This window comes from Flavobacterium sp. LC2016-23 (assembly GCF_009674775.1).
In the GTDB taxonomy this organism is placed as follows: domain Bacteria; phylum Bacteroidota; class Bacteroidia; order Flavobacteriales; family Flavobacteriaceae; genus Flavobacterium.
The window spans coordinates 142,985-165,234 of sequence record NZ_WKKE01000014.1 but is presented as its reverse complement, the minus strand read 5'-3'; the positions used below and the strand labels follow the sequence as shown (position 1 = coordinate 165,234).

Here is a 22,250-nt window from a genome sequence, read left to right as displayed (position 1 = left end):
AATGGAGTAATATAAATTTTACTTTTGTGTTCAAACAACCGATTGTGTAAAGAAATAACTTTTTTTTAAAATAAAAAAATTATGTTTTGTGAGATATTTGATAAAGTGATAATTTCTTATAAAAAATAATTAAATATTCAGAATAATGTTTGTAATATGCTAAATGTGTAACGAATGGATTGTTATATCATTAAAATACTTACATTTACTGATTATAGTATTATAATTCATGGAAGAGCACAGACATGTAACGATATATGATATTGCCGAGAAGCTTAATCTTGCAACATCAACAATTTCAAGAGCTTTAAAAGATCATCATACCATCAGTGATAAGACAATCAAAAAGGTAAAGCAGACAGCGAAAGAAATGGGATTTGTTCCTAACACTCTGGCAGCAGGCTTGCGGGGTAATACATCAAAAACTATTGGTATTTTAATTCCAACCATAACGCAGCCCTTTTTGTCTTCTTTAATAAGTGGTATTGAAATTACGGCCCAAAAATCTGAATATTCAGTTATCATTATGCAGTCGCATGACTCCTACGAGATGGAAGTAAATTTAGCTAAGTCTTTGTATAGTAACAGGGTAAGCGGAGTAATCTGCTCTCTTGCAATGGAAACCAAGGATACATCTCATTTTAAACAATTTTCTAATAACAATATTCCCCTCGTATTTGTTGACAGGGTACCGAGAGATTATGATACGTTTCGTGTTGTAATTAATAATTATCTGGCGGGTTACAAGGCAACAACGCACCTTATAGAACAAGGATGCAAAAGAATTGCACATCTAACAGCCGGATCAGAATTTGGTACACTTTATAATGAGCGAAAAAGAGGCTACATGGATGCTTTATTAGAGCATGAACTTCCTATTGAAGATAAACTGATTATAAATTTAAAAGAAATGACATATGAGGATGGGGTTAAGGCTTGTAATCAGTTATTTGACTTAAAGCCTCCTCCTGACGGTCTTTTTGCTCCTGGGGATATTCTTGCCGTAAGTGCAGTGCAGACGGCTAAAAAAAGAGGGATTAAAATCCCTGAAGAGTTTGCGGTAATTGGATTTAACAATGATCCAATCTCTGAAATCATTGAGCCTAATATTTCTACTATAACGCATCCTGCCGAGAAAATGGGTAAAGCCGCAGCTGAACTTATTATCAAAAATCTAAAATCGGTTAAGGAAGAGGATGCTAAAGAAATTACATTTTTAAATACACAAGTCCTCGTACGGGAATCTTCGAAGAGGATTTAAACATTATTTATTCCCTGCTTATAACCTGTTAATATGTCTGTATTAACAGGTTATTTTCTTTTTATATAATTCTCTTCTTTAATTCTGAAGCTGCTGATTTTAATTTCTGAAAAAAGGGTAAAAAATTAAAAAAATCGATTTTTATTTTTTTATTGTCATATTTTTGTATTTTAGCACAACCGATTGCAACTCGTTTATTTTTTTTAATCCTCTATTTTTTTAGCAGTTTTTTTGCTAAATAGATTGTTTTAAATATAATTTTTGATTTGTGGCTAAAGATTTAATTGAAAGAGAGCAAATAAAATGATAACTATAAAAAAAACTTTTTTCAGATCTGTTTTACTATTTTTCGCAGTTTGCTGGTCTGTATCGGCTCAAAAAGATTATAAATTATGGCTGCAATACAATAAGGTTGCTAACGCTGACCTGGCGGCATCATATCTTTCCACTATTCAGGGAATCGTTTCTTTGGGAAATTCCGGGACGGTAAAAATTGCCGGTGCAGAGTTAGCATCAGGTTTGGAGGAAATGTTGGGAAAGAAATTTGAGAATAAGGCAATAACTTCGGGAGGAACTATTATTATTGGATCTAAAGAATCGTTAAGTTTCGAAATCCGGAAAGAAATTGGAAATTTTGATCTGATTAATAATGAAGGTTTTATAATCAAATCAATTTCCGTGAAAAATAAAAAGCACATTTTGATTACGGGTAAAAAAGATATTGGGGTTTTATATGGCGTTTATAGTTTTTTGAGATTGATTCAGACTCATCAGGCTATTAAAAATCTAAATATCGCCGATGCACCAAAAACAAATATCAGAATACTGAATCACTGGGATAATTTAGACCGTACGGTAGAGCGCGGATATGCCGGCTTCTCCTTATGGAACTGGCAAAAACTACCGGATTTTATCGATCAGCGTTATATTGATTATGCGCGTGCCAATGCATCAATCGGAATTAACGGAACAGTTTTGACCAATGTAAACGCAAATGCCCTAATCTTAACACCTCAATATTTAGAGAAAGTGCAGGCTTTGGCTAATGTATTCAGACCTTATGGAATAAAGGTTTATTTAACAGCTCGTTTTTCGGCACCGATTGAAATTGGTGGTTTAAAAACGGCAGATCCCAAAGATGCTGATGTAGCAAAGTGGTGGCAGGATAAAGCAAAAGAAATTTATAAAAGAATTCCGGATTTTGGAGGATTTCTGGTAAAAGCAAATTCCGAAGGTCAGCCGGGGCCACAAAATTACGGAAGAGACCACGTTGACGGAGCCAATATGCTGGCCGATGCAGTGGCGCCTTTTGGAGGTGTAATTATGTGGCGGGCATTCGTATATTCCGAACATGATGCTAATGATCGAGCCAAACAGGCATACGCCGAATTTGTGCCTTACGACGGAAAATTCAGAGAGAATGTGATTGTTCAGGTAAAAAATGGTCCGATCGATTTTCAGCCTCGTGAACCTTTTCATCCCATTTTCGGGGCAATGCCTAAAACACCTTTGATGATGGAATTTCAAATAACACAGGAATATCTGGGGTTTAGTACGCATTTGGTTTTTCTGCCCAAATTATTTCAGGAAGTTTTAGAATCTGAAACCTATCAGAAAGGTAAAGGTACAACGGTTGCGAAAGTAATTGATGGTACTTTAACTTCTTCCAAACTCACCGGAATTGCCGGTGTTTCGAATATAGGAAATGATCTGAACTGGACCGGACATCCTTTTGCGCAGGCCAATTGGTATGGTTTTGGTAGACTGGCATGGAACCCTTATTTAGACTCGGAAACTATTGCTGATGAATGGCTGAGATGTACATTTTCTAACGATGAAAACTTCATAAAACCAATTAAAAAGATGATGATTGAATCAAGAGAAGCAGTTGTCAATTATATGACACCTCTGGGTTTACATCATATTATGGACACCGGTCATCATTATGGCCCCGGTCCGTGGGTTTCTAATTTATCAAGGCCGGAATGGAATCCGGTATATTACCATAAAGCAGATAAAAACGGAATAGGTTTCGACCGTTCTAAAACGGGAACCAATGCTACAGCACAATATGCTCCCGAAGTGGCGAAAATTTTTGACAGTATGGAAACCTGTCCGGAGAGCGATTTATTGTGGTTTCATCATGTTTCCTGGGATTATAAATTAAAAAACGGTCAGACACTCTGGAACGGTCTGGCACTGAAATATCAGGAGGGAGTGAATCAGGTAAAAGAAATGCAGAACATCTGGAATAAAACTCAAAAATACGTTGATGCTGATCGTTTTAAGGAAGTTCAAATGTTATTGGAAATTCAGTATAAAGAAGCAAAATGGTGGCGTGATGCCTGCCTGCTTTATTTTCAGCAATATTCGGGTAAGGAATTGCCGGCCGGAGTAGAGCCGCCAAAAGAGTCCTTAGACTATTTTAAATCACTAAAATTTCCTTTTGCACCGGGAAATTAATATTCAAATTAAAAAATTATGAACACAAAAACGGCAATTGTAACCGGAGGGAATTCAGGTCTTGGGTTTGCAACAGCAAAAAAACTCTGCGATAACGGGATCAGAACCTATATAATCGGAAGAACAAAAGAAAAAACGGAAGAGGCCTGCAAAGAAGTCGGACCCAATGCAATTCCGGTACTTTTTGATCTTAATAATATTAATGGAATTGCAGAAATGATTGAAAACCTGACCAGGGAAAATCCAATTGATATTTTGGTAAACAATGCAGGAATCAATCTGAAAAAAGAATTTTCAGATGTGACCGATGAAGATTTTTTATCTATAATTCACACCAACCTGCTTAGTGTTTTTGCAGTGAGCAGAGAGGTTGTAAAAAACATGAAAGAAAATGGAGGAGGAAGTATTGTCAACATTAGTTCTATGGCTTCACAATACGGAATTCCGAAAGTAATTGCCTATTCTGCCAGTAAGGGGGCAATTGAATCCATGACACGTGCAATGGCCGTGGAATTGGCGCCCTTTGGGATTCGGGTAAATTGTGTAGCACCGGGTTTCATCAAAACAAAAATGTCTGCAAAAGCACTGGACAATGATCCCGAAAGAAAAAATAAAGTACTTTCGAGAACGCCAATGGGTGTTTTGGGAGAACCATCGGATATTGCAGATGCCGTTTATTATTTTGCCCTGAACGAATCAAAATATACAACCGGAACTATTTTGCCCATTGACGGAGGAAACAGTATTGGTTTTTAAAAATCTTAAAGAATAAGATTATGATAAAAATGCAGCAAACCATGCGTTGGTTTGGTCCTCAGGATAAGGTGACTTTAAAAGATATAAGGCAAGCCGGAGCAACGGGAATCGTGACGGCACTGCATCAGATTCCGGTTGGAGAGGTGTGGACCATCGATGACATTGAAGAAAGGCAGCAAATGATTAGCGAAGCCGGATTAAACTGGACAGTTGTAGAAAGTCTGCCTGTTCACGAAGAAATAAAACGCGCGACCGGAAATTACCTGCAATACATTGAAAACTATAAAATTAGTGTCAAAAACCTGTCAGAGTGCGGTATAAAAATTATCACGTACAATTTTATGCCAATTTTGGACTGGGTTCGCACAGACCACAATTTCATCAATGAAGACGGGAGCAGAGCGTTGTTATATAATCAGGAAGCCTTTACTTATTTTGATGTTTTTTTATTAAAAAGACCCCATTCAGAAGATGATTATTCTGAAACAGAAAAAGAAAAAGCATTCCAATTTGGAAGTACACTTTCGGAAGAAGAAAAAGCATTACTTTTTAAAAATGTGTTATTAGGATTACCGGGCAGCAAAATTAATTTTACAGCGGAACAAATTCTTTCGCTATTAGATAATTACACGCATATTACCAATGAAAAATTAAGGGAAAACCTGATTTATTTTTTATCAGAAGTAGCTCCGGTGGCTGCTGCGTGTGATGCTAAATTGGCCATACATCCGGATGACCCGCCATTTTCGGTTTTAGGCCTGCCCCGAATTGTTTCTTCCGAAGAAGATATCAGAGCCATTTTGCTTGCTGTTCCCTTAAATTCTAATGGACTGTGTTATTGTACTGGTTCATTGGGAGCGCATCCGAAAAATAATCTGGAAAGAATTATTGATGATTGTGGTGACAGAATTCACTTTTTGCATCTTCGAAATACCTTCCGTGAAAGCGAAACTGTTTTCAGGGAATCAGAACATCTGAAAGGCGATACGAAAATGGAAAGTATTGTTGAAAAAATTCTTCTGCTAATGAATTCCACAAAAGTAAGTTTGCCAATGCGTCCGGATCACGGTTTTCTGCATGCGGTTGATGAAGAAAAAGAAACATATCCGGGATATTCTTTGACAGGAAGATTAAAAGGGCTTGCCGAACTACGGGGATTGGAAATGGGAATCGCTTATAAACTGAATGAATTATTGTAAACACAGCTAATAAAGATTAAAGACTTTACAATTTAATTTTCTTTTGTACCCGTTATAATTGAAATACTAAAATTAACTACTAACCTTAAACCAGGAAAAATGAGATTATTTAATTACTCTTTACTGCTCTTGTCTCTTATCATTTTAAGCGGCTGTAATGCAAAAAAAGAAAAAGAAAAAAATACGGCTTCTTTAAGTGACCGCTATAAAAATGATTTTTATATCGGAACGGCCCTCAGTGCAGATCAGATTGAAGAAAAAAATCCCGCGGTTGATTCATTAATCAAAAAAGAGTTTAATGCCATAACAGCTGAGAATATCATGAAATCGATGTTTATACATCCTTTTAAAGACCAATATGACTTTACCCTGAGTGATAAATTTATAGCGTATGGAGAGAAAAATAAAATGTTTATTCACGGTCACACCTTAATCTGGCACAGTCAGCTGGCACCATGGATGCAAAAAATTAAGGACAGTACGGAAATGAAGGCTTTCATGAAAGATCATATTACGACAATTGTTACGAAATATAAAGGCAGGGTTGATTCCTGGGATGTGGTCAATGAAGCTCTGAACGAAGACGGGAGTTTAAGAAAATCGATTTTTTTAAATACGCTTGGGGAAAGATATCTTGTTGATGCTTTCAAATTTGCGGCTGCTGCCGATCCGAAAGTAGATTTATATTACAATGATTATAATAATGAAGAACCGGCCAAAAGAGAAGGAAATATTAATTTAATCAAAAAAATAAAAGCAGGCGGAGGAAAAATTGACGGCGTTGGAATTCAGGCGCATTGGAAATTGCAGCATCCTTCATTGGAAGAAATTGAGAAAAGTATTTTAGCTTATTCTGCCCTTGGTATTAAAGTTGCTTTTACCGAACTTGATATTTCTGTATTGCCAAATCCAAAGGATTTAAACGGCGCTGATGTAAATCAGAATTTTGAATCCAATGCTAAGATGAATCCTTATCCTCAAACACTTCCGGATTCTGTACAGGTTAAACTGGCTGAGCGTTATGCTTCGATTTTTAAATTATTTTTAAAGCATAAAGATAAAATCAGCCGTGTAACATTTTGGGGAGTTCATGACGGACAGTCGTGGTTAAACGACTGGCCTATAAAAGGAAGGACAAATTACCCATTATTATTTGATAAAAACTTAAAACCTAAAAAAGCCTACAACAGTGTAATGGAGTTAAAAGAAACAAAACAGTAAAAATTTCTCCCAAAAAACTTTTTTTTTGAAAAGTACGCAACCGAATGTGCATTTTGTTTGTTTTAACGAAATAGTTAAAGATGAAGTTGCTGATTCTGTTTTTTTACATAAATTTACACAACCGATTGTTTTATAAATTACGTATTTTAAAATACCAATAAACTATTTGAAATCTTAGAAAGATAAAATTTGATTTCATACCAAATTAACCACATTACCAATGAATTACATTTCACAAAAATTATCCATTAAAGAAAAAATCGGCTATAGCTTAGGGGATCTTGCAGCAAATTTGGTTTTCCAGACTTTGATGACTTACCTGGCGTATTTTTATACTGATATTTATGGATTGTCTCCTACCGATTCGTCCATCATTATGCTTGTCGTGGGATTAGTGGCAGCTTTTGTTTTTAATCCTATAATAGGCGTACTGGCAGACAGGACCATTACAAGATGGGGTAAATTCAGGCCCTGGATTTTAATAACCGCTATACCGTTGGGCGTCATTGCATTATTGGCTTTTACAACGCCTGATTTTTCGTATCATGGAAAAGTAATTTATGCCGTTGTAACCTACACTTTATTACTGCTGTTTTATGCCAGTAATAATTTGCCGTATTCTGCCTTGAGCGGTGTAATTACAGGCGATATGAAAGAAAGAAACAGTTTGTCGTCGTATCGTTTTGTTGCCGTTATGTTTGCCCAGTTCTTTGTTCAGGTTTTTATGCTTGGGATTATTAAAAGTGCCGGAAACGGAGACAAAGCTGTAGGTATCGAAAAAGTAATGACCGTTTTGGCTATTATTGGTACCATCATGCTGCTTATTACTTTTTTAACGACAAAAGAGCGTATTATTCCAAAACCGGAACAAAAATCCAGTGTTCGTGAAGATTTAAGTGATTTGATGAAAAACAAACCCTGGGTAATTATGCTAAGTCTTACAATGCTGGTATTCATTACTCTGGCAATGAAAGGAGGGTCTTACGTATATTATTTTGAGAACTATGTCAATAAAGAACAGCTGGCACTTTTTATACAGCCAATTTTAGATGTGTTGTCAAAAATAGGATTGAATCATTTTGGGAATGATCCCGTTTCTGCAGGTTTTGGATTATTTAATGCGGGCGGAATTATCTTTATGATCGTGGGAATTACTTTGTCTAAAACTTTGGCTGATAAATACGGAAAGAGAAATATATTCGGTTTGTTTTTATTTATTTCGACCTTATTTATTATCGCCTTTTATTTCTTTCCGCCTACTGCTATCGGCTTTATGTTTTTCTCACAGATTTTGCATGGATTTTTCTATGGAATTACAATTCCGCTTTTGTGGGCAATGATTGCTGATGTTGCCGATTACTCAGAATGGCTCAATAACCGCCGTGCTACAGCTATTATCTTTTCGGCAATGATGGTAGGATTAAAAGCAGGTCTTAGTATTGGAGGTTCACTGACAACTTTGTTCCTGGGGTATTTCCAATATGTGCCAAATGCTCTGAGCCAAACAGATTTTGCGATAAACGGAATCAAATTACTGGTCAGTATTTTTCCTGCGATACCTTTTTTAACGGGTGTTGCGCTATTATTTTTCTACAAAATTGATAAAAAAACAGAAGTACAAATAGAGACTGATTTAAAAAGCAGAAGAACTTAATTATTTTATATAAAACAAAAATACCACTATGCCTGAAGATAGTATTGAAGAAATTAATTTCGATCAAATTAATAAAGAAGCGATTTCCCAGCCTTTGGTTTCCCATATTTACACTGCAGATCCGTCGGCACATGTATTCAATGGTAAGATTTATATTTATCCCTCTCACGATATTGATGCCGGTATTCCTTTTAACGATAACGGAGATCATTTTGGGATGGAAGATTACCATGTGTTTTCAATGGAAGACATTAATTCTGAAACTGTAGATAATGGTGTGGCGTTACATGTTAATGATGTGGCGTGGGCAGAAAAACAAATGTGGGCTCCTGATGCAGCTTGTAAAAACGGAAAATATTATTTGTATTTTCCGGCCAAACGTTCAAATGGAATTTTTCAAATTGGAGTTGCCATAAGCGACTCTCCTGTTGGTCCTTTTTTACCACAGCCTGAAGCTATTAAAGGAAGTTATAGTATTGATCCGGCTGTTTTTGAAGACACGGATGGAAAGCATTATATTTATTTTGGCGGCATTTGGGGCGGACAGCTTCAAAAATACCGAAACAATAATTATAGTCAGGATTATGAAGAACCTGCTGAAAATGAACCTGCTTTAGGTCCTCTAGTGGCTTTACTTAGTAATGATATGATCGAATTTGCCGAAGAGCCAAAGGAGATCAAAATTCTGGATGAAAAAGGAGAAGTTCTGCTGGCAGGAGATAATGACAGACGTTTTTTTGAGGCTTCCTGGGTACATAAATACAACGGAAAATACTATTTCTCCTATTCTACGGGTGACACGCATTTTATTTGTTATGCTATTGGCGATAACCCCTACGGGCCTTTTACCTATCAGGGCCGAATTTTAAACCCTGTAGTGGGCTGGACCTCACATCATTCGATTTGCAAGGTAGAGGAGGACTGGTATTTATTTTATCATGATTCGAGTTTGTCAAAAGGGATAACACATTTGCGAAGTATGAAAATGACAAAAATAGCATATGACGAAGATGGTTCAATTCTTACAATAGATCCTTACGGTATCAGAAGATCAGCAGAGTAAAGTTGACGAAAAGTAATAGGTTTAAATTTTATTTTCTATGAAAAAAGGAGATGAAAAAGTTAGAAAAATCGCCGGACAATATAGTGGAAATCGAATAGAAGTTGATTGTGTTATTTTCAATTTTGAAGAGGATAGTCTTAAAGTTTTACTGGTGAAACAAAAGGAGCACCAGGAAAATGTAAGCTGGGGACTGGCTCATGATTATATTAAAAAAGGGGAAACAATGTCAGGTACAGCCCAAAATATTATAAAGAAATATATTGGCTTTGATCAGTTTTTTTTAGCACAGCTAAAAGCTTTCGGCTATTCATCCCGATCTTCATCACAGGAAGATATTGCAATTGGATATTATGCATTGGTAAAAAGAGGGAGCGCAGTAAACAAAACCTTAAACGAGGATGTAAAATGGATCGGCCTTCATGAAATTACAGGTTTAAACGAGAGACATAAAATTATTTTAGATTACAGTGTCAAAGAATTGCGAAAGAGTATGTGCAGCAGCGCAATTGGATTTAATTTATTGCCCGAAAAGTTCACATTGTTACAGGTGATACATCTTTACGAAGAAATTTTAGAAATCGAAATAAACAAATCTAATTTCAGAAGAAAATTATTTCAGATGGATCTGGTAAATGATTCCAATGAAAAAGAAGCGGATGTCTCGCACAGGGCAGCACGGTTTTACAGTGTAAATTTAAAAAACAACGAAATGCTGGCTCAGAAAACACTCGATTTCAATTTTTATGGTAAATCACTTTTTATGGAGTAAATAATACCATTGCAGCAAACAGTAAGCAAAAAAGAGATTTAAAGTACGGAGAAAATATTGGTTTTTGTCTTACAATAAAACACCAATTAAAAAAAGTACCTGGATAAGGACTTCAGTTTTTTAACTGATTTTTCAGTATCAGGAACCAAAGCAGGGGCATTTATTACCTATTACGAAGATTCCGGGTAGTAGTGCCGACAAATTTAATTTAAAGAGAATCATTATAGCGTTATGTATTATATAGGATATGACATCGGAAGTTCGTCTGTTAAGATAGCGGTGGTAGAAGCCGAAACAGGCAAAAAAATAATTGTTTTGAATGAGCCTCAGAATGAAATGGAAATCATGTCGCTGCACCCGGATTGGGCAGAGCAGGATCCCGGGATTTGGTGGCAGCACATCTGTACGGCTACCAAAAGAGCCATTCGCGAAGCCAATATTGAGGCTTCAAAAATTCAGGGAGTGGGTATATCGTATCAGATGCACGGTTTGGTTATTATTGATAAAAATGGTGAGCCGCTTCGTAATTCCATTATCTGGTGTGACAGCCGTGCTGTAGAAATTGGGAATAAAGCTTTCGACGAAATCGGCCACGAAAAATGTTCAGAGCATTTATTGAATTCTCCGGGAAACTTCACCGCTTCAAAACTTAAGTGGGTGAAAGAAAACGAGCCTGAAATTTACAATAAGATTTATAAATATATGCTTCCGGGAGATTATATCGCCTATAAACTGACAGGAGAAGTCACAACAACTAAAAATGGGCTGTCTGAAGGAATGCTTTGGGATTATAAAGAAAACAAGGTAGCAAACTGGCTTTTGGACTATTACGGAATTGATCAGTCTTTGACACCAAAAATAGTAGAGAACTTTACCAATCAGGGAATCGTAAACGAAAAAGCCTCAAAGGAATCCGGTCTTCCTGTTGGCATTCCGGTTGTTTACCGTGCAGGAGATCAGCCTAATAATGCTTTGGCTTTAAACGTACTGAATCCGGGCGAAGTAGCAGCAACAGGAGGAACCTCTGGCGTTTTTTATGCGGTAAGCGAAATGTCTTCGGGGAATAAAACAAACAGAGTAAACAATTTTGTACATGTTAATTACGAATTAGATACGCCCCGAATCGGTAAATTGTTAAATATCAACGGAGCAGGAATTCAGTATCGCTGGCTTCGAAATAACATGGGAACAGAAACGTATGAAACCATGAACCGTAAAGCTTCAAAAATAGCGGTAGGATCAGAAGGTGTTGTGGTAATTCCTTTTGGAAATGGTGCCGAGCGTATGTTCAACAATAAAAACATAGGGACACATTTTTTAAATCTGAATTTAAATATTCACAACAGCGCACATTTGTTCCGGGCATCCCTGGAAGGAATTGCTTTTTCTTTTGTGTACGGGATGGAATGTTTAAAGGAGGATAAGGCTACAATAAATGTCATTAGGGCGGGAAATGATAATTTATTCCGTTCTGAGATTTTTTCCAATACGGTTGCCACTTTGATTGGGCACGAAATCGAAATTTACAATACAACAGGAGCAGTTGGTGCCGCAAGGGCAGTTGGCTTAAAAGACGGAGATTATAATAAATTTGGTTCAAGTATTACAACCAACGATCACGTAATGACCTTTTTACCGCTAAAAAATGCAGCACCTTATGAAGAGGCATATCAAAAATGGAAACAGGAATTAGAAATAATATTAACATATAAAAAATAAAGAAATGATAGTTTTAGGAAATAAAGAATACTATAAAGGGATTGGCCAAATTAAATTTGAGGGCAAAGAGTCAGACAATCCGTTAGCGTTTAAATACTATAATCCGGATCAGATTGTAGCCGGAAAAACAATGCGTGAGCACTTTAGATTTGCAATTGCCTATTGGCATACTTTCTGCGGACAGGGAAGTGATCCGTTTGGACCGGGAACTCAAAAATTTGCCTGGGATCAGTCACCGGATCCTATTCAGGCGGCGAAAGACAAAGCCGATGCTGCTTTCGAATTTATCAGTAAAATGGGATTTGATTATTTCTGTTTTCACGATTATGATTTAATTGCCGAAGGCCCCACTTTTGCTGAATCTGAAAAGCGTCTGGCGACCATTACGGAATATCTGAAACAGAAAAAAGCAGAATCGGGAATTAAATTGCTTTGGGGAACTTCAAACTGTTTTTCTAATCCGAGATTTATGAACGGAGCGGCAACAAATCCGGACTTTAATGTGGTGGCAAGAGCCGGAGGCCAGGTAAAACTGGCTTTGGATGCAACTATTGCATTAGAGGGTGAAAATTATGTTTTCTGGGGAGGAAGAGAAGGGTACATGTCTCTGCTGAATACAGATATGGGACGAGAACTGGATCATATGGCGCAATTTTTAACCATGTCCAGAGATTATGCAAGAGCGCAGGGGTTTAAAGGAACTTTCTTTATTGAACCAAAACCAATGGAGCCTTCAAAACACCAGTACGATTTTGATTCGGCAACAGCAATCGGATTTTTGCGTGAATACGGTTTAGATAAAGATTTTAAAATTAATATTGAAGTAAACCATGCTACTCTGGCCCAGCATACTTTTCAGCACGAATTAGAAGTAGCTGCAAAAGCAGGAATGTTAGGAAGTATTGATGCCAACAGAGGAGATTATCAAAATGGCTGGGATACAGACCAGTTTCCAAATAACATTCAGGAGACTACAGAAGCCATGCTTGTGTTTTTAAAAGCAGGAGGATTACAAGGCGGAGGTGTGAATTTTGATGCTAAAATCAGGAGAAATTCAACTGATCCGGAAGATGTTTTCCTGGCTCATATTGGTGGTGCTGATACTTTTGCAAGAGCATTATTGACAGCTGACAAAATTATTACTTCTTCTCCATATGAAAAACTAAGAAAAGAAAGATACAGTTCTTTTGATTCCGGAAAGGGTAAAGATTTCGCTGACGGAAAATTAAACCTGAAAGATTTATATGACATCGCAAACCAAAATGGTGAACTAACACTTCAGAGCGGTAAGCAGGAATTATTTGAAAATATTATCAACCAGTACATTTAATTATTAAAAGACGTCACTATTTTGAAGCTATAGTTTAATAGTGAAAACGAAATGGGAAAGAAAAAACAGATTCTTATGTTTGATGGCTTTAGAACGTTAAAGTCGTGCAAAGCAATTTTCATGGAATTTGATGATTTTTCCTGGTGAAATGAAGAGAATGTGTGTTACGGTTATGACTTTTTTATGGTAAGTGATTCAATAAATAGTTTTATGGTTAGTTACTGTTTTTTGTGATTACGCAACTAAAAAGAATGTCTGTTTGGTAAAATTCTTGATGTGGGTTATTTTTTATCATATGTTTTTTGAAGATTAAAACAAATCGGAATACACATTTTCTTTCACTAAAAAATAGTGGATTTGATTCATCATAATAAAGATTAACTTTCAAAAAAAAGTGAATTGTTGATCTCAAACTTAAACAAAAGAAAATGAAATTTTTTATAGATACGGCCAATTTAAACGATATTAAAGAAGCACAGGCGCTTGGCGTTTTAGACGGTGTGACAACAAATCCTTCTTTGATGGCAAAGGAAGGGATTACAGGAAAAGAAAGTATATTGAAACATTATCTGGATATCTGCAATATCGTAGATGGTGATGTTTCTGCAGAAGTTATTTCAACAGATTTTGAAGGAATGGTAAGAGAAGGAGAAGAACTCGCCAAGCTGCATCCGCAGATAGTGGTTAAATTACCGATGATTGCCGATGGCGTAAAAGCGTGTAAATATTTTTCATCAAAAGGGATCAAAACCAATGTGACTCTGGTATTTTCTGCCGGACAGGCATTATTGGCAGCCAAGGCAGGTGCTACTTATGTTTCTCCGTTTTTAGGAAGACTCGATGATGTCTCAACAGACGGAATGCATTTAATTGAGGAGATCAGGGAAATTTATGATAACTATGACTATAAAACCCAGATTCTTTCGGCGTCGATCAGGCATACCATGCATATTGTTAACTGTGCAAAAATAGGTTCAGATGTCATGACAGGCCCGCTCTCTGCTATTAAAGGATTATTAAAACATCCGTTAACGGATATAGGACTTAACCAATTTATTGAAGATGCAAAAAAAATGAATTTATAATTTTTTTCATCTACTTTAACGAATCAAAGTTTGCTGTTTTTAGTAAATTTATACCACTGCCAAAACTCCTTTTCAATTTAATTGGAAGGGAGTTTTTTCTTTTTAGCAACAACCGATTGCCTGTTGTTCTATTTTGATCTCTCTTTATTAAAAATGTAGCGGAACAATAGGTAATTGGCCTGTCTATCCTTTATTCCCTGTTTGTATTTTTGATTTTAACACTATTTTTACTTTAAAAAAGATGTTTATGGCCCTCTAGTTTCATTATTGGAGAGGCCTTTTTTCTTTTATGTTTTTTTTAGTGAAAGATGGAGAATGCCATAATATTATTAAAATTAGAATTAAAACCAATTGGTAAAATGAATATTGCTTAATATTTTGTCTTAATAATTATTTACTATGTTTTTTATAGTGCTTTTTTTTATCGATTCTCAAAAAAAAATAACAAACAACCGATTGTGTATAAATTGTTTTTTTTTATATTTGTAATAAATACACTTATTAACTAAACCAAAATCTAATTTTAACTATCTAACATCAATTTTTATGAATAACTTTTTTGTTACAAGTAAATTGAAGCATCAAAAATGCTTTTATTTTTTGATCTTAATGTTTGCGCTATCGCTCCACTCGGGTGCGCAGACAAAAGTTACCGGAACCGTATCAGATGCCAATGGTCCTATTCCCGGTGCTAATGTGAATTTAAAAGGAACAAAAAATGGAGTAAGCACCGGTTTCGACGGTACTTATACGATCAATGTGCCTTCTAACGGTATTCTTGTTTTTAGCTTTATAGGTTTAAGAAACAAAGAAGTAACAGTAAATGGACAAACCCAAATTAATGTAAGTCTTGAAGAAGATTCAGCGCAATTAAAAGAAGTAGTTGTTATTGGGTACGGAACGCAAAGGAAAGAAGCCGTAACCGGATCCGTAGCATCTATTGGAGGAAGCGAATTGAATGAAGTACCCGCTGCCAACGTAACCCAGGCATTACAAGGAAGACTTGCAGGTGTAGATTTAACTCAGACTTCGACAAAACCTGGAGCTGCCATGCAGATTCGTATACGCGGTACCAGATCTTTAACGGGAAGTAATGATCCTTTAATTGTTTTGGACGGAGTTCCGTTTGCAGGTTCTATAGGAGATATAAATCCTGTAGATATAAAATCTGTAGATGTTTTAAAAGATGCATCAGCAACAGCTATTTATGGTTCGCGTGGTGCAAACGGGGTAATATTGATTACAAGTAACAAAGGACGTAAAAATCAAAAAGCTACGTTTAATTATAATGGATTCAGTGGTATCAAGCAGGTTTTTGGTAAATACGATATGATGAATGGTGCAAAATTTGCGGCGCTTCGCGATTATACCACTTTATATACAGATGGTATTGATGAAGCAAGAGGTACCAATACAGACTGGCAGAAGTCGCTTTACGGCGCTGGTGAAATGGTTAGTCATGATGTAAGTGTTTCCGGAGGTACGGAGCGCGGAGCGTATAATGCGGGCTTGGGTTATTATAAAGAAGAGTCTGTTTTGCCTGGCCAAAAATACGAGCGCTACAGTATTAGAGCCGGATTAGATCAGCAGATAGGCAGCGCTTTCCGTATAGGATTTAATACGAATAGTAACTATTCTGTTACTAATGGAGATAATATAGGTACCGGGACTATTCTGGGAACCTCTCCATTAGCCAATCCCTACAATCCCGATGGATCTCTAAAAAGAACAGTTAGAATGGGAGCAGATGAAAACTGGGTTTACACCAGAGAATCCATTGATAATTTAGGAGAATCGTATGTGAATCAAACCAGAGCTTTCAGTTCTTATAATAATATTTTTGCCGAGGTGAAAATACCGGGAGTAGAAGGTTTGAAATACCGTATGAATACCGGTTTAAATTTACGTTTGTCCAATAGTGGTTATTATGAAGGGCAGGGAGTATTTGATGTAAATCCTACTACCATTTCTAATGCCTCTATCACCAACACATTATCAACGCAATGGCTTATTGAAAACCTTATCACATACGATAAAACTTTTGCAGAAAAACATACCGTAAATTTTGTTGGATTATATTCAAATGAGCAGTTTACAGGTAATACTTCACAAATATCAAGAAACGGAATTACTTCGGATGCATTTCAATTTTACAACTTAGGTCAGAGTGAAGAAGAAGCAGTTATAAATCCTGCCAATCAGGATTACACACAATGGGGATTAAGCTCCTATATGGCCAGAGCGATGTATTCTTACGATAATAAATATTTTATTTCGGGAACAATTCGTTCAGATGGTTCATCACGATTGTCCAAAGGAAATAAATGGGTAACTTATCCGGCAGTTTCTGCAGGATGGACAATTTCAAATGAATCTTTCATGAAAAAACTTTCATGGGTTAATTTATTTAAAGCACGTGCAGGTTACGGAGAAACTTCTAATCAGGCTGTAGATCCGTATCAAACTTTGGGAGCGTTAAGTACAAGACCTTATAATTTTGGAAATACGAATTCTACAGGTGTATATGTTACAACATTGCCTAATCCGGATTTAGGATGGGAATATTCTACAACATGGAATTACGGATTAGATTTTGCATTCCTTAACAATCGTTTGTCAGGAACAATCGAATATTACAAAACAAATACAAAAGATTTGCTGCAAAGAGTAAATCTTCCGGCAACATCAGGAGTTAGCAGTTATGTTGGTAATGTTGGTGAAACTGAAAATAAAGGTTTCGAAATAGCTTTAAACGGAGTTATCCTTGATAATCCAAAAGGGTTGAGCTGGACCGTTGGGTTCAATTTATATGCCAATCAAAATAAGTTAGTAAAACTTGCTTCGGGAGCACAAAGAGATGAGGCTAACTCATGGTTTGTAGGTTATAATATCAATTCTATTTATGATTACGAAAAAGTTGGCATCTGGCAGGAAGGCGATCCCTATATGTCTACATTAGAACCCGGACCTACTGGTATCAACCAACAAGGAACAGTGGTAGGATCTATCAAAGTTAAATATACGGGAGGTTTTAATCCGGATGGAACACCAACACGTGCCATTAATGCAAGTGACAGACAAATAATCGAAACAGACCCGGATTTTCAGGGTGGTTTTAATACCAATTTAACGTATAAAGGTTTTGATTTTTCTGCAGTTGGAGCATTCAAAAGCGGCGGTGTTTTAATCAGCACACTTTATGGAGGTAACAGTTACTTGAATCTTTTAAATGGCAGAAGAAGTAATGTTGATGTAGATTACTGGACACCGGATAACAGAGATGCTGAATTCCCTAATCCAAGAGGAATTAGAAGTGGTGATAATCCAAAATACATTTCTACTATGGGCTATTTTGATGCGTCATACGTAAAAATCAGAGCATTAACTCTTGGATATACTTTAGATCAGGAATTTATGAGAAGTTTTGGTATTCAGAAGCTGAGACTTTATTTTACAGCGCAAAATCCGTTTGTACTTTTCTCTCCTTACAACAGAAAATCAGGAATGGATCCTGAAACAAATTCTTTTGGAGATGAAAATCAGGCCGTAACAGGTACTTACCAGCGCAGGTTTTTGGTTATTGGAACCAATACACCTTCGACCAGAAATTTTTTATTCGGACTTAATTTAACATTTTAATCAAGAAGAACCATGAAACGATATATTTTTAAAAACTTAATTATAGGATCAGTAGCTTTGTTCTCCTTTGCGGGCTGCTCTGATATTTTAGAAGAAAAACCACATGATTTTTATGAACCTGGTTATTTTAAAACAGAACAGGGAGTGCTACAGGGATTAACCTCGCATTATGCACATTTGCGCTGGATATACGGGCAGGCTTATTATTACAATTCCGTTCAGACCGGTACAGATGAAGCTACTTACGGACAGCAAGCCGACGGAAATTTCAAAGATCATGACTTATCAGGAGTTGGGATTATAAATGCCACTTCGAGCAGAGCCGATGTCGTATGGAATAATTCTTATAATGATATTAATACGGCAAGCGGAATTATTGAAAATGGTGCAGCAGTAGGTGTATCAAGCAGCTTAATTGCCGAATCTAAATTTTTCAGGGCTTTTGATTATTTTTTATTAGTACAGAATTTTGGAGGCGTTCCCTTAGATTTAGGAACAGGCGAACTAAAATTTAATAGTAAACCGTCAAGATCTTCAAAACGAAATACCGTAACAGAAGTATATACCAAAGCTATTTTTCCTGATTTAGTAGCAGCAGTAAAAGAATTGCCTGATGCGCCAAGATTAACAGGTACGGCAACTAAAACTTTAGCTCGTTTAATGTTAGCAAAAGCTTATTTAACATATGCATGGTGGTTAGAAAATCCTAACAATATTCCTACTTATCCGGATACACCAAGAACAGATCCTGACGGGCACAACGCGCAATGGTATTTTCAGGAGGCTTATAATATAGCTTTGGAGGGAATTAATAATCCGGGATCTTATGCATTATTGCCTTATTATTATGATGTAAACTTAGGATCTAATGACCGTAACAAAGAATTAATGCTTTATGCAGACCATACAGAAGCCAGCGAATATTATAACGGAGCAAGTCTTACCTATGGCAGCGGAGGTTCACCGGATAATTTTGCAGGCTGGATGGGAACATGGAATTATACTGCTATAAGAAGTAAAAATGCTTCCGGAGCTTCAGTTTCTACAGTACAGCGCGCGGCTGATCAATTCTTAGGACGTCCATGGGTAAGGATGGTGCCGCCTATTGAAGTCTTTACAAAAACTTTTGCAGATAAAACAAACGATTCAAGATATGACGGAACATTTGCAACTGTTTATCGTGGCAACTGGAATTTGCTTGGAACAGGATTAACCGATGTAGCAACATTATATAATGCTAACGGATTACCGGTAAAACCGGGTGATGCTATTGTGACTTTTCTTAATGATGAACCGGCTACACCCATTACATATCCTGCCGGGGCAGGCGATAACGGTGTTGGTGCCGGAGTTCTGCCAGGCAGATCTGATTATGTAATTTCTCCACTGGGAATAAGCAGAATCGTATATCCGGGTTTATGGAAATTAGGACCATACCGTACCGATAATGCCGGAGGACTAGGACAGCCAAATGCCGGAAGTACAAGACCTTATCCGGTGGCTAAATTCTCAGAACTTTATTTTGTTGCTGCAGAAGCGGCGGTAAAAGGAGCAACAGGTACCATGAGTGCCAGAAGCCTTATCAATGTAATTCGTGCCCGTGCCGGAAAATGGCGTTGGGATAATAATGGTAAGGTGGCCAAAAATGCAGACAATAGTGCTTTGTTAATAAGTGAAACTCCCGCCGTAATTGATATTAATTATATTTTGGCTGAACGTTCCCGCGAATACTACGGTGAAGGATATCGCTGGTATGATTTGGTACGAACTCAAAAATGGAATGAACTTGCCGGAAAATATACAATCGGCGGATCAAATTACGGACAGCATACACCTGCAGTTGTAACAAGAACAATACAGCCTTATCATTATCTGCGTCCTATTCCGCAAGGGCAAATAGATGGTATGGAAATGTCTGATGCAGATAAAAAAGCTTACCAAAATCCGGGATACAATTAATAAATATTTTGAAAATAAACAAATTTATAAGTTAGTTGAAGCTTAGCCGAGGGATAATTTCCTCGGCTTTTAAATTGTGAATCCAATTTGGAAATAGAACACGAATGACCCGGATTTAAGCTGATTAGCGTGGATTTTTTTAGTTAAAATCTGGTAAATCTGTATAAAATAAAATAAGAAATCCGTTTAATCCGCGTCATCAGCGTTCAAAAAATGTTTCTATCTTTAATTTCAATATTTTAAATAAGGCACCTCTGTCAGGTGCTAAAAAAACAAGAAAAAATACAAAATGAAACAGCGACAATTAGTTCTCTTATTAGCCATAACGTTTCTCTTTTCTTTTAAAGGAGTTGCAGTTAAAGACACGATTATCAAAGGACAGAAGGGGAAACCTCCAGTTTTTTCTAATGTTATTTATCAGGGAGATGACAAGATTTATAAAAATTATCCATTAAAACCGGATGAGTTTTATACGCCAATCTTACAGGGATGTTATCCCGATCCTGCTATTACCAGAAAAGGAGATGATTATTTTATGGTTTGTTCTTCATTTGCGATGTTTCCCGGAGTGCCTATTTTCCATTCCAAAGATTTGGTAAACTGGACAGACCTGGGAGGTGTATTAAATAAGGTATCCGAATTTAATCCCCATGATACAGGCATTAGTGCCGGGGTGTACGCGCCGGGGATAACCTATAATCCTCATAATGATACTTTCTATATGATTGTAACAGCATTTTCAGGAGGTCTGGGCAATATCATAGTAAAAACAAAAGATCCCATGAAGGGATGGGGAAGTCCCGTAAAATTAGGGTTTGAAGGAATTGATCCCTGCATATTCTTTGATGATAACGGAAAAGGTTATGTCGTTCATAACGATGCTCCCGATAAAGGAAAGCAATTATATGAAGGCCATCGCGTAATTAAAATTTGGGAATACGATCTGGCAAATGATAAAGTAATTCCGGGAACCGATAAAATTATAGTAGACGGAGGTGTAGACCTTTCTAAAAAACCAATATGGATTGAAGCGCCTCATTTGTATAAAAAAGACGGTCGCTATTATTTAATGTGTGCAGAAGGAGGTACAGGAGGAAATCACAGTGAAGTTATTTTTGTGAGCGACAGCCCGAAAGGACCTTACCTGCCTTCCTCAAATAACCCAATTCTGACCCAAAGATATTTTCCGAAAGACAGAGCAAACAAAGTAGACTGGGCAGGGCATGCAGATTTAGTTCAGGGACCTGATAATAAATATTACGGCGTATTTCTTGGCATTCGTCCGAATGATAAAGACAGAGTAAATACTGGACGTGAAACTTTTATGCTTCCGGTAGACTGGTCAGGAACTTTTCCGGTATTTGAAAACGGATTAGTGCCTTTAGAACCAAAAATTAAAATGCCAAAAGGTGTTACCGAAAACAAAACAGGCAAAGACGGATTTTTCCCAAATGGAAATTTTACGTTTACCGAAAATTTTACTTCTGATAAATTAGATTACAGATGGATTGGGCTGAGAGGACCTCGTGAAAACTTTATTTCACTAACTAAAAAAGGACTGCAGATTAAGCCATTTGAAGTAAATATTAAAGAAGTTAAACCAACTTCTACACTTTTTTACAGACAACAGCACAATACTTTTTCTTTTGCAGCTACGATTGATTATAAACCCGAATCTGAAAAGGATCTGGCCGGAATTGTATGTTTACAAAATGAACGTTTTAATTATGTTTTTGGTGTAACAAAAAAAGGCAAGGATACTTATATCCTGTTGGAAAGAACAGAAAAAGGACAGTCCAGAGTTATTGCAAGTGCTAAAATTGAAATTAAAAAACCACTGCGTCTGCAAGTAAAGGCTGCAGGAGACAGTTATCAGTTTAGTTATGCTGTAAATGGTGTTGATTTTGAAAATTTAGGAGAAAGTGTCTCAGGAGATATTCTTTCAACAAATGTGGCAGGAGGTTTTACAGGAGCTTTGGTGGGATTGTATGCAACAGCTGCAAATGATGCTCAGCCGGAATAAAAAAAGTAATGCCAGGAAAGCTTAAAAAAAACACTTTTCGATTTTAAAGTGTAATGCTAAGAACTAAGGCCACCGTTGGCATTAATTCTATTAATAAATAAAATAGTGC

Annotated in this window: 14 protein-coding genes; all 14 read left to right on the top strand. The window is 36.6% G+C overall.

The features are described from left to right. Positions 1-229: 229 nt before the first annotated feature. A complete protein-coding gene (locus tag GJU43_RS13515) occupies positions 230-1,261 on the top strand; it encodes a LacI family DNA-binding transcriptional regulator (RefSeq protein WP_154341282.1) in 1,032 nt (343 codons plus the stop codon). 303 nt (positions 1,262-1,564) lie between these two features. Next, complete coding sequence (locus GJU43_RS13510; RefSeq protein ID WP_154341281.1) at positions 1,565-3,724, top strand: alpha-glucuronidase family glycosyl hydrolase; 2,160 nt, start codon at positions 1,565-1,567, stop codon at positions 3,722-3,724. 18 nt (positions 3,725-3,742) lie between these two features. Then, positions 3,743-4,480 (top strand): SDR family NAD(P)-dependent oxidoreductase, encoded by a 738-nt coding sequence (locus GJU43_RS13505; RefSeq protein ID WP_154341280.1) that lies wholly within the window; start codon positions 3,743-3,745, stop codon positions 4,478-4,480. Between the two features lie 29 nt (positions 4,481-4,509). Further along, positions 4,510-5,679 carry a mannonate dehydratase gene (gene uxuA, locus GJU43_RS13500; protein WP_154341289.1) on the top strand — a complete coding sequence of 390 codons (1,170 nt, stop codon included), beginning with the start codon at positions 4,510-4,512 and terminating at the stop codon, positions 5,677-5,679. A gap of 99 nt (positions 5,680-5,778) precedes the next feature. Continuing rightward, entirely contained in the window at positions 5,779-6,900 is a 1,122-nt protein-coding gene (locus GJU43_RS13495; protein WP_154341279.1) for an endo-1,4-beta-xylanase, read from the top strand. Positions 6,901-7,120: 220 nt separating this feature from the next. Continuing rightward, positions 7,121-8,554 (top strand): MFS transporter, encoded by a 1,434-nt coding sequence (locus GJU43_RS13490; RefSeq protein ID WP_154341278.1) that lies wholly within the window; start codon positions 7,121-7,123, stop codon positions 8,552-8,554. A 28-nt stretch (positions 8,555-8,582) separates the two neighbouring features. Then, positions 8,583-9,617, top strand: coding sequence for a glycoside hydrolase family 43 protein (locus GJU43_RS13485; protein ID WP_154341277.1), 1,035 nt, complete (start codon positions 8,583-8,585; stop codon positions 9,615-9,617). A 37-nt stretch (positions 9,618-9,654) separates the two neighbouring features. After that, positions 9,655-10,386: an NUDIX domain-containing protein gene (locus GJU43_RS13480; RefSeq protein ID WP_154341276.1), complete on the top strand. Its 732-nt coding sequence runs from the start codon at positions 9,655-9,657 to the stop codon at positions 10,384-10,386. A gap of 231 nt (positions 10,387-10,617) precedes the next feature. Further along, a complete protein-coding gene (locus GJU43_RS13475) occupies positions 10,618-12,105 on the top strand; it encodes a xylulokinase (RefSeq protein ID WP_154341275.1) in 1,488 nt (495 codons plus the stop codon). Positions 12,106-12,109: 4 nt separating this feature from the next. Continuing rightward, complete coding sequence (gene xylA / locus GJU43_RS13470) at positions 12,110-13,435, top strand: xylose isomerase (protein ID WP_154341274.1); 1,326 nt, start codon at positions 12,110-12,112, stop codon at positions 13,433-13,435. A gap of 428 nt (positions 13,436-13,863) precedes the next feature. Continuing rightward, the gene (gene fsa / locus GJU43_RS13465) at positions 13,864-14,520 is read left to right on the top strand and encodes a fructose-6-phosphate aldolase (protein ID WP_154341273.1); all 657 of its coding nucleotides are present in this window, start codon (positions 13,864-13,866) and stop codon (positions 14,518-14,520) included. A 546-nt stretch (positions 14,521-15,066) separates the two neighbouring features. After that, positions 15,067-18,159, top strand: coding sequence for a TonB-dependent receptor (locus tag GJU43_RS13460; RefSeq protein ID WP_154341272.1), 3,093 nt, complete (start codon positions 15,067-15,069; stop codon positions 18,157-18,159). Between the two features lie 12 nt (positions 18,160-18,171). After that, positions 18,172-20,118: a RagB/SusD family nutrient uptake outer membrane protein gene (locus tag GJU43_RS13455; protein ID WP_154341271.1), complete on the top strand. Its 1,947-nt coding sequence runs from the start codon at positions 18,172-18,174 to the stop codon at positions 20,116-20,118. Positions 20,119-20,407: 289 nt separating this feature from the next. After that, positions 20,408-22,141 carry a glycoside hydrolase family 43 protein gene (locus GJU43_RS13450; protein ID WP_154341270.1) on the top strand — a complete coding sequence of 578 codons (1,734 nt, stop codon included), beginning with the start codon at positions 20,408-20,410 and terminating at the stop codon, positions 22,139-22,141. Positions 22,142-22,250: the final 109 nt, after the last annotated feature.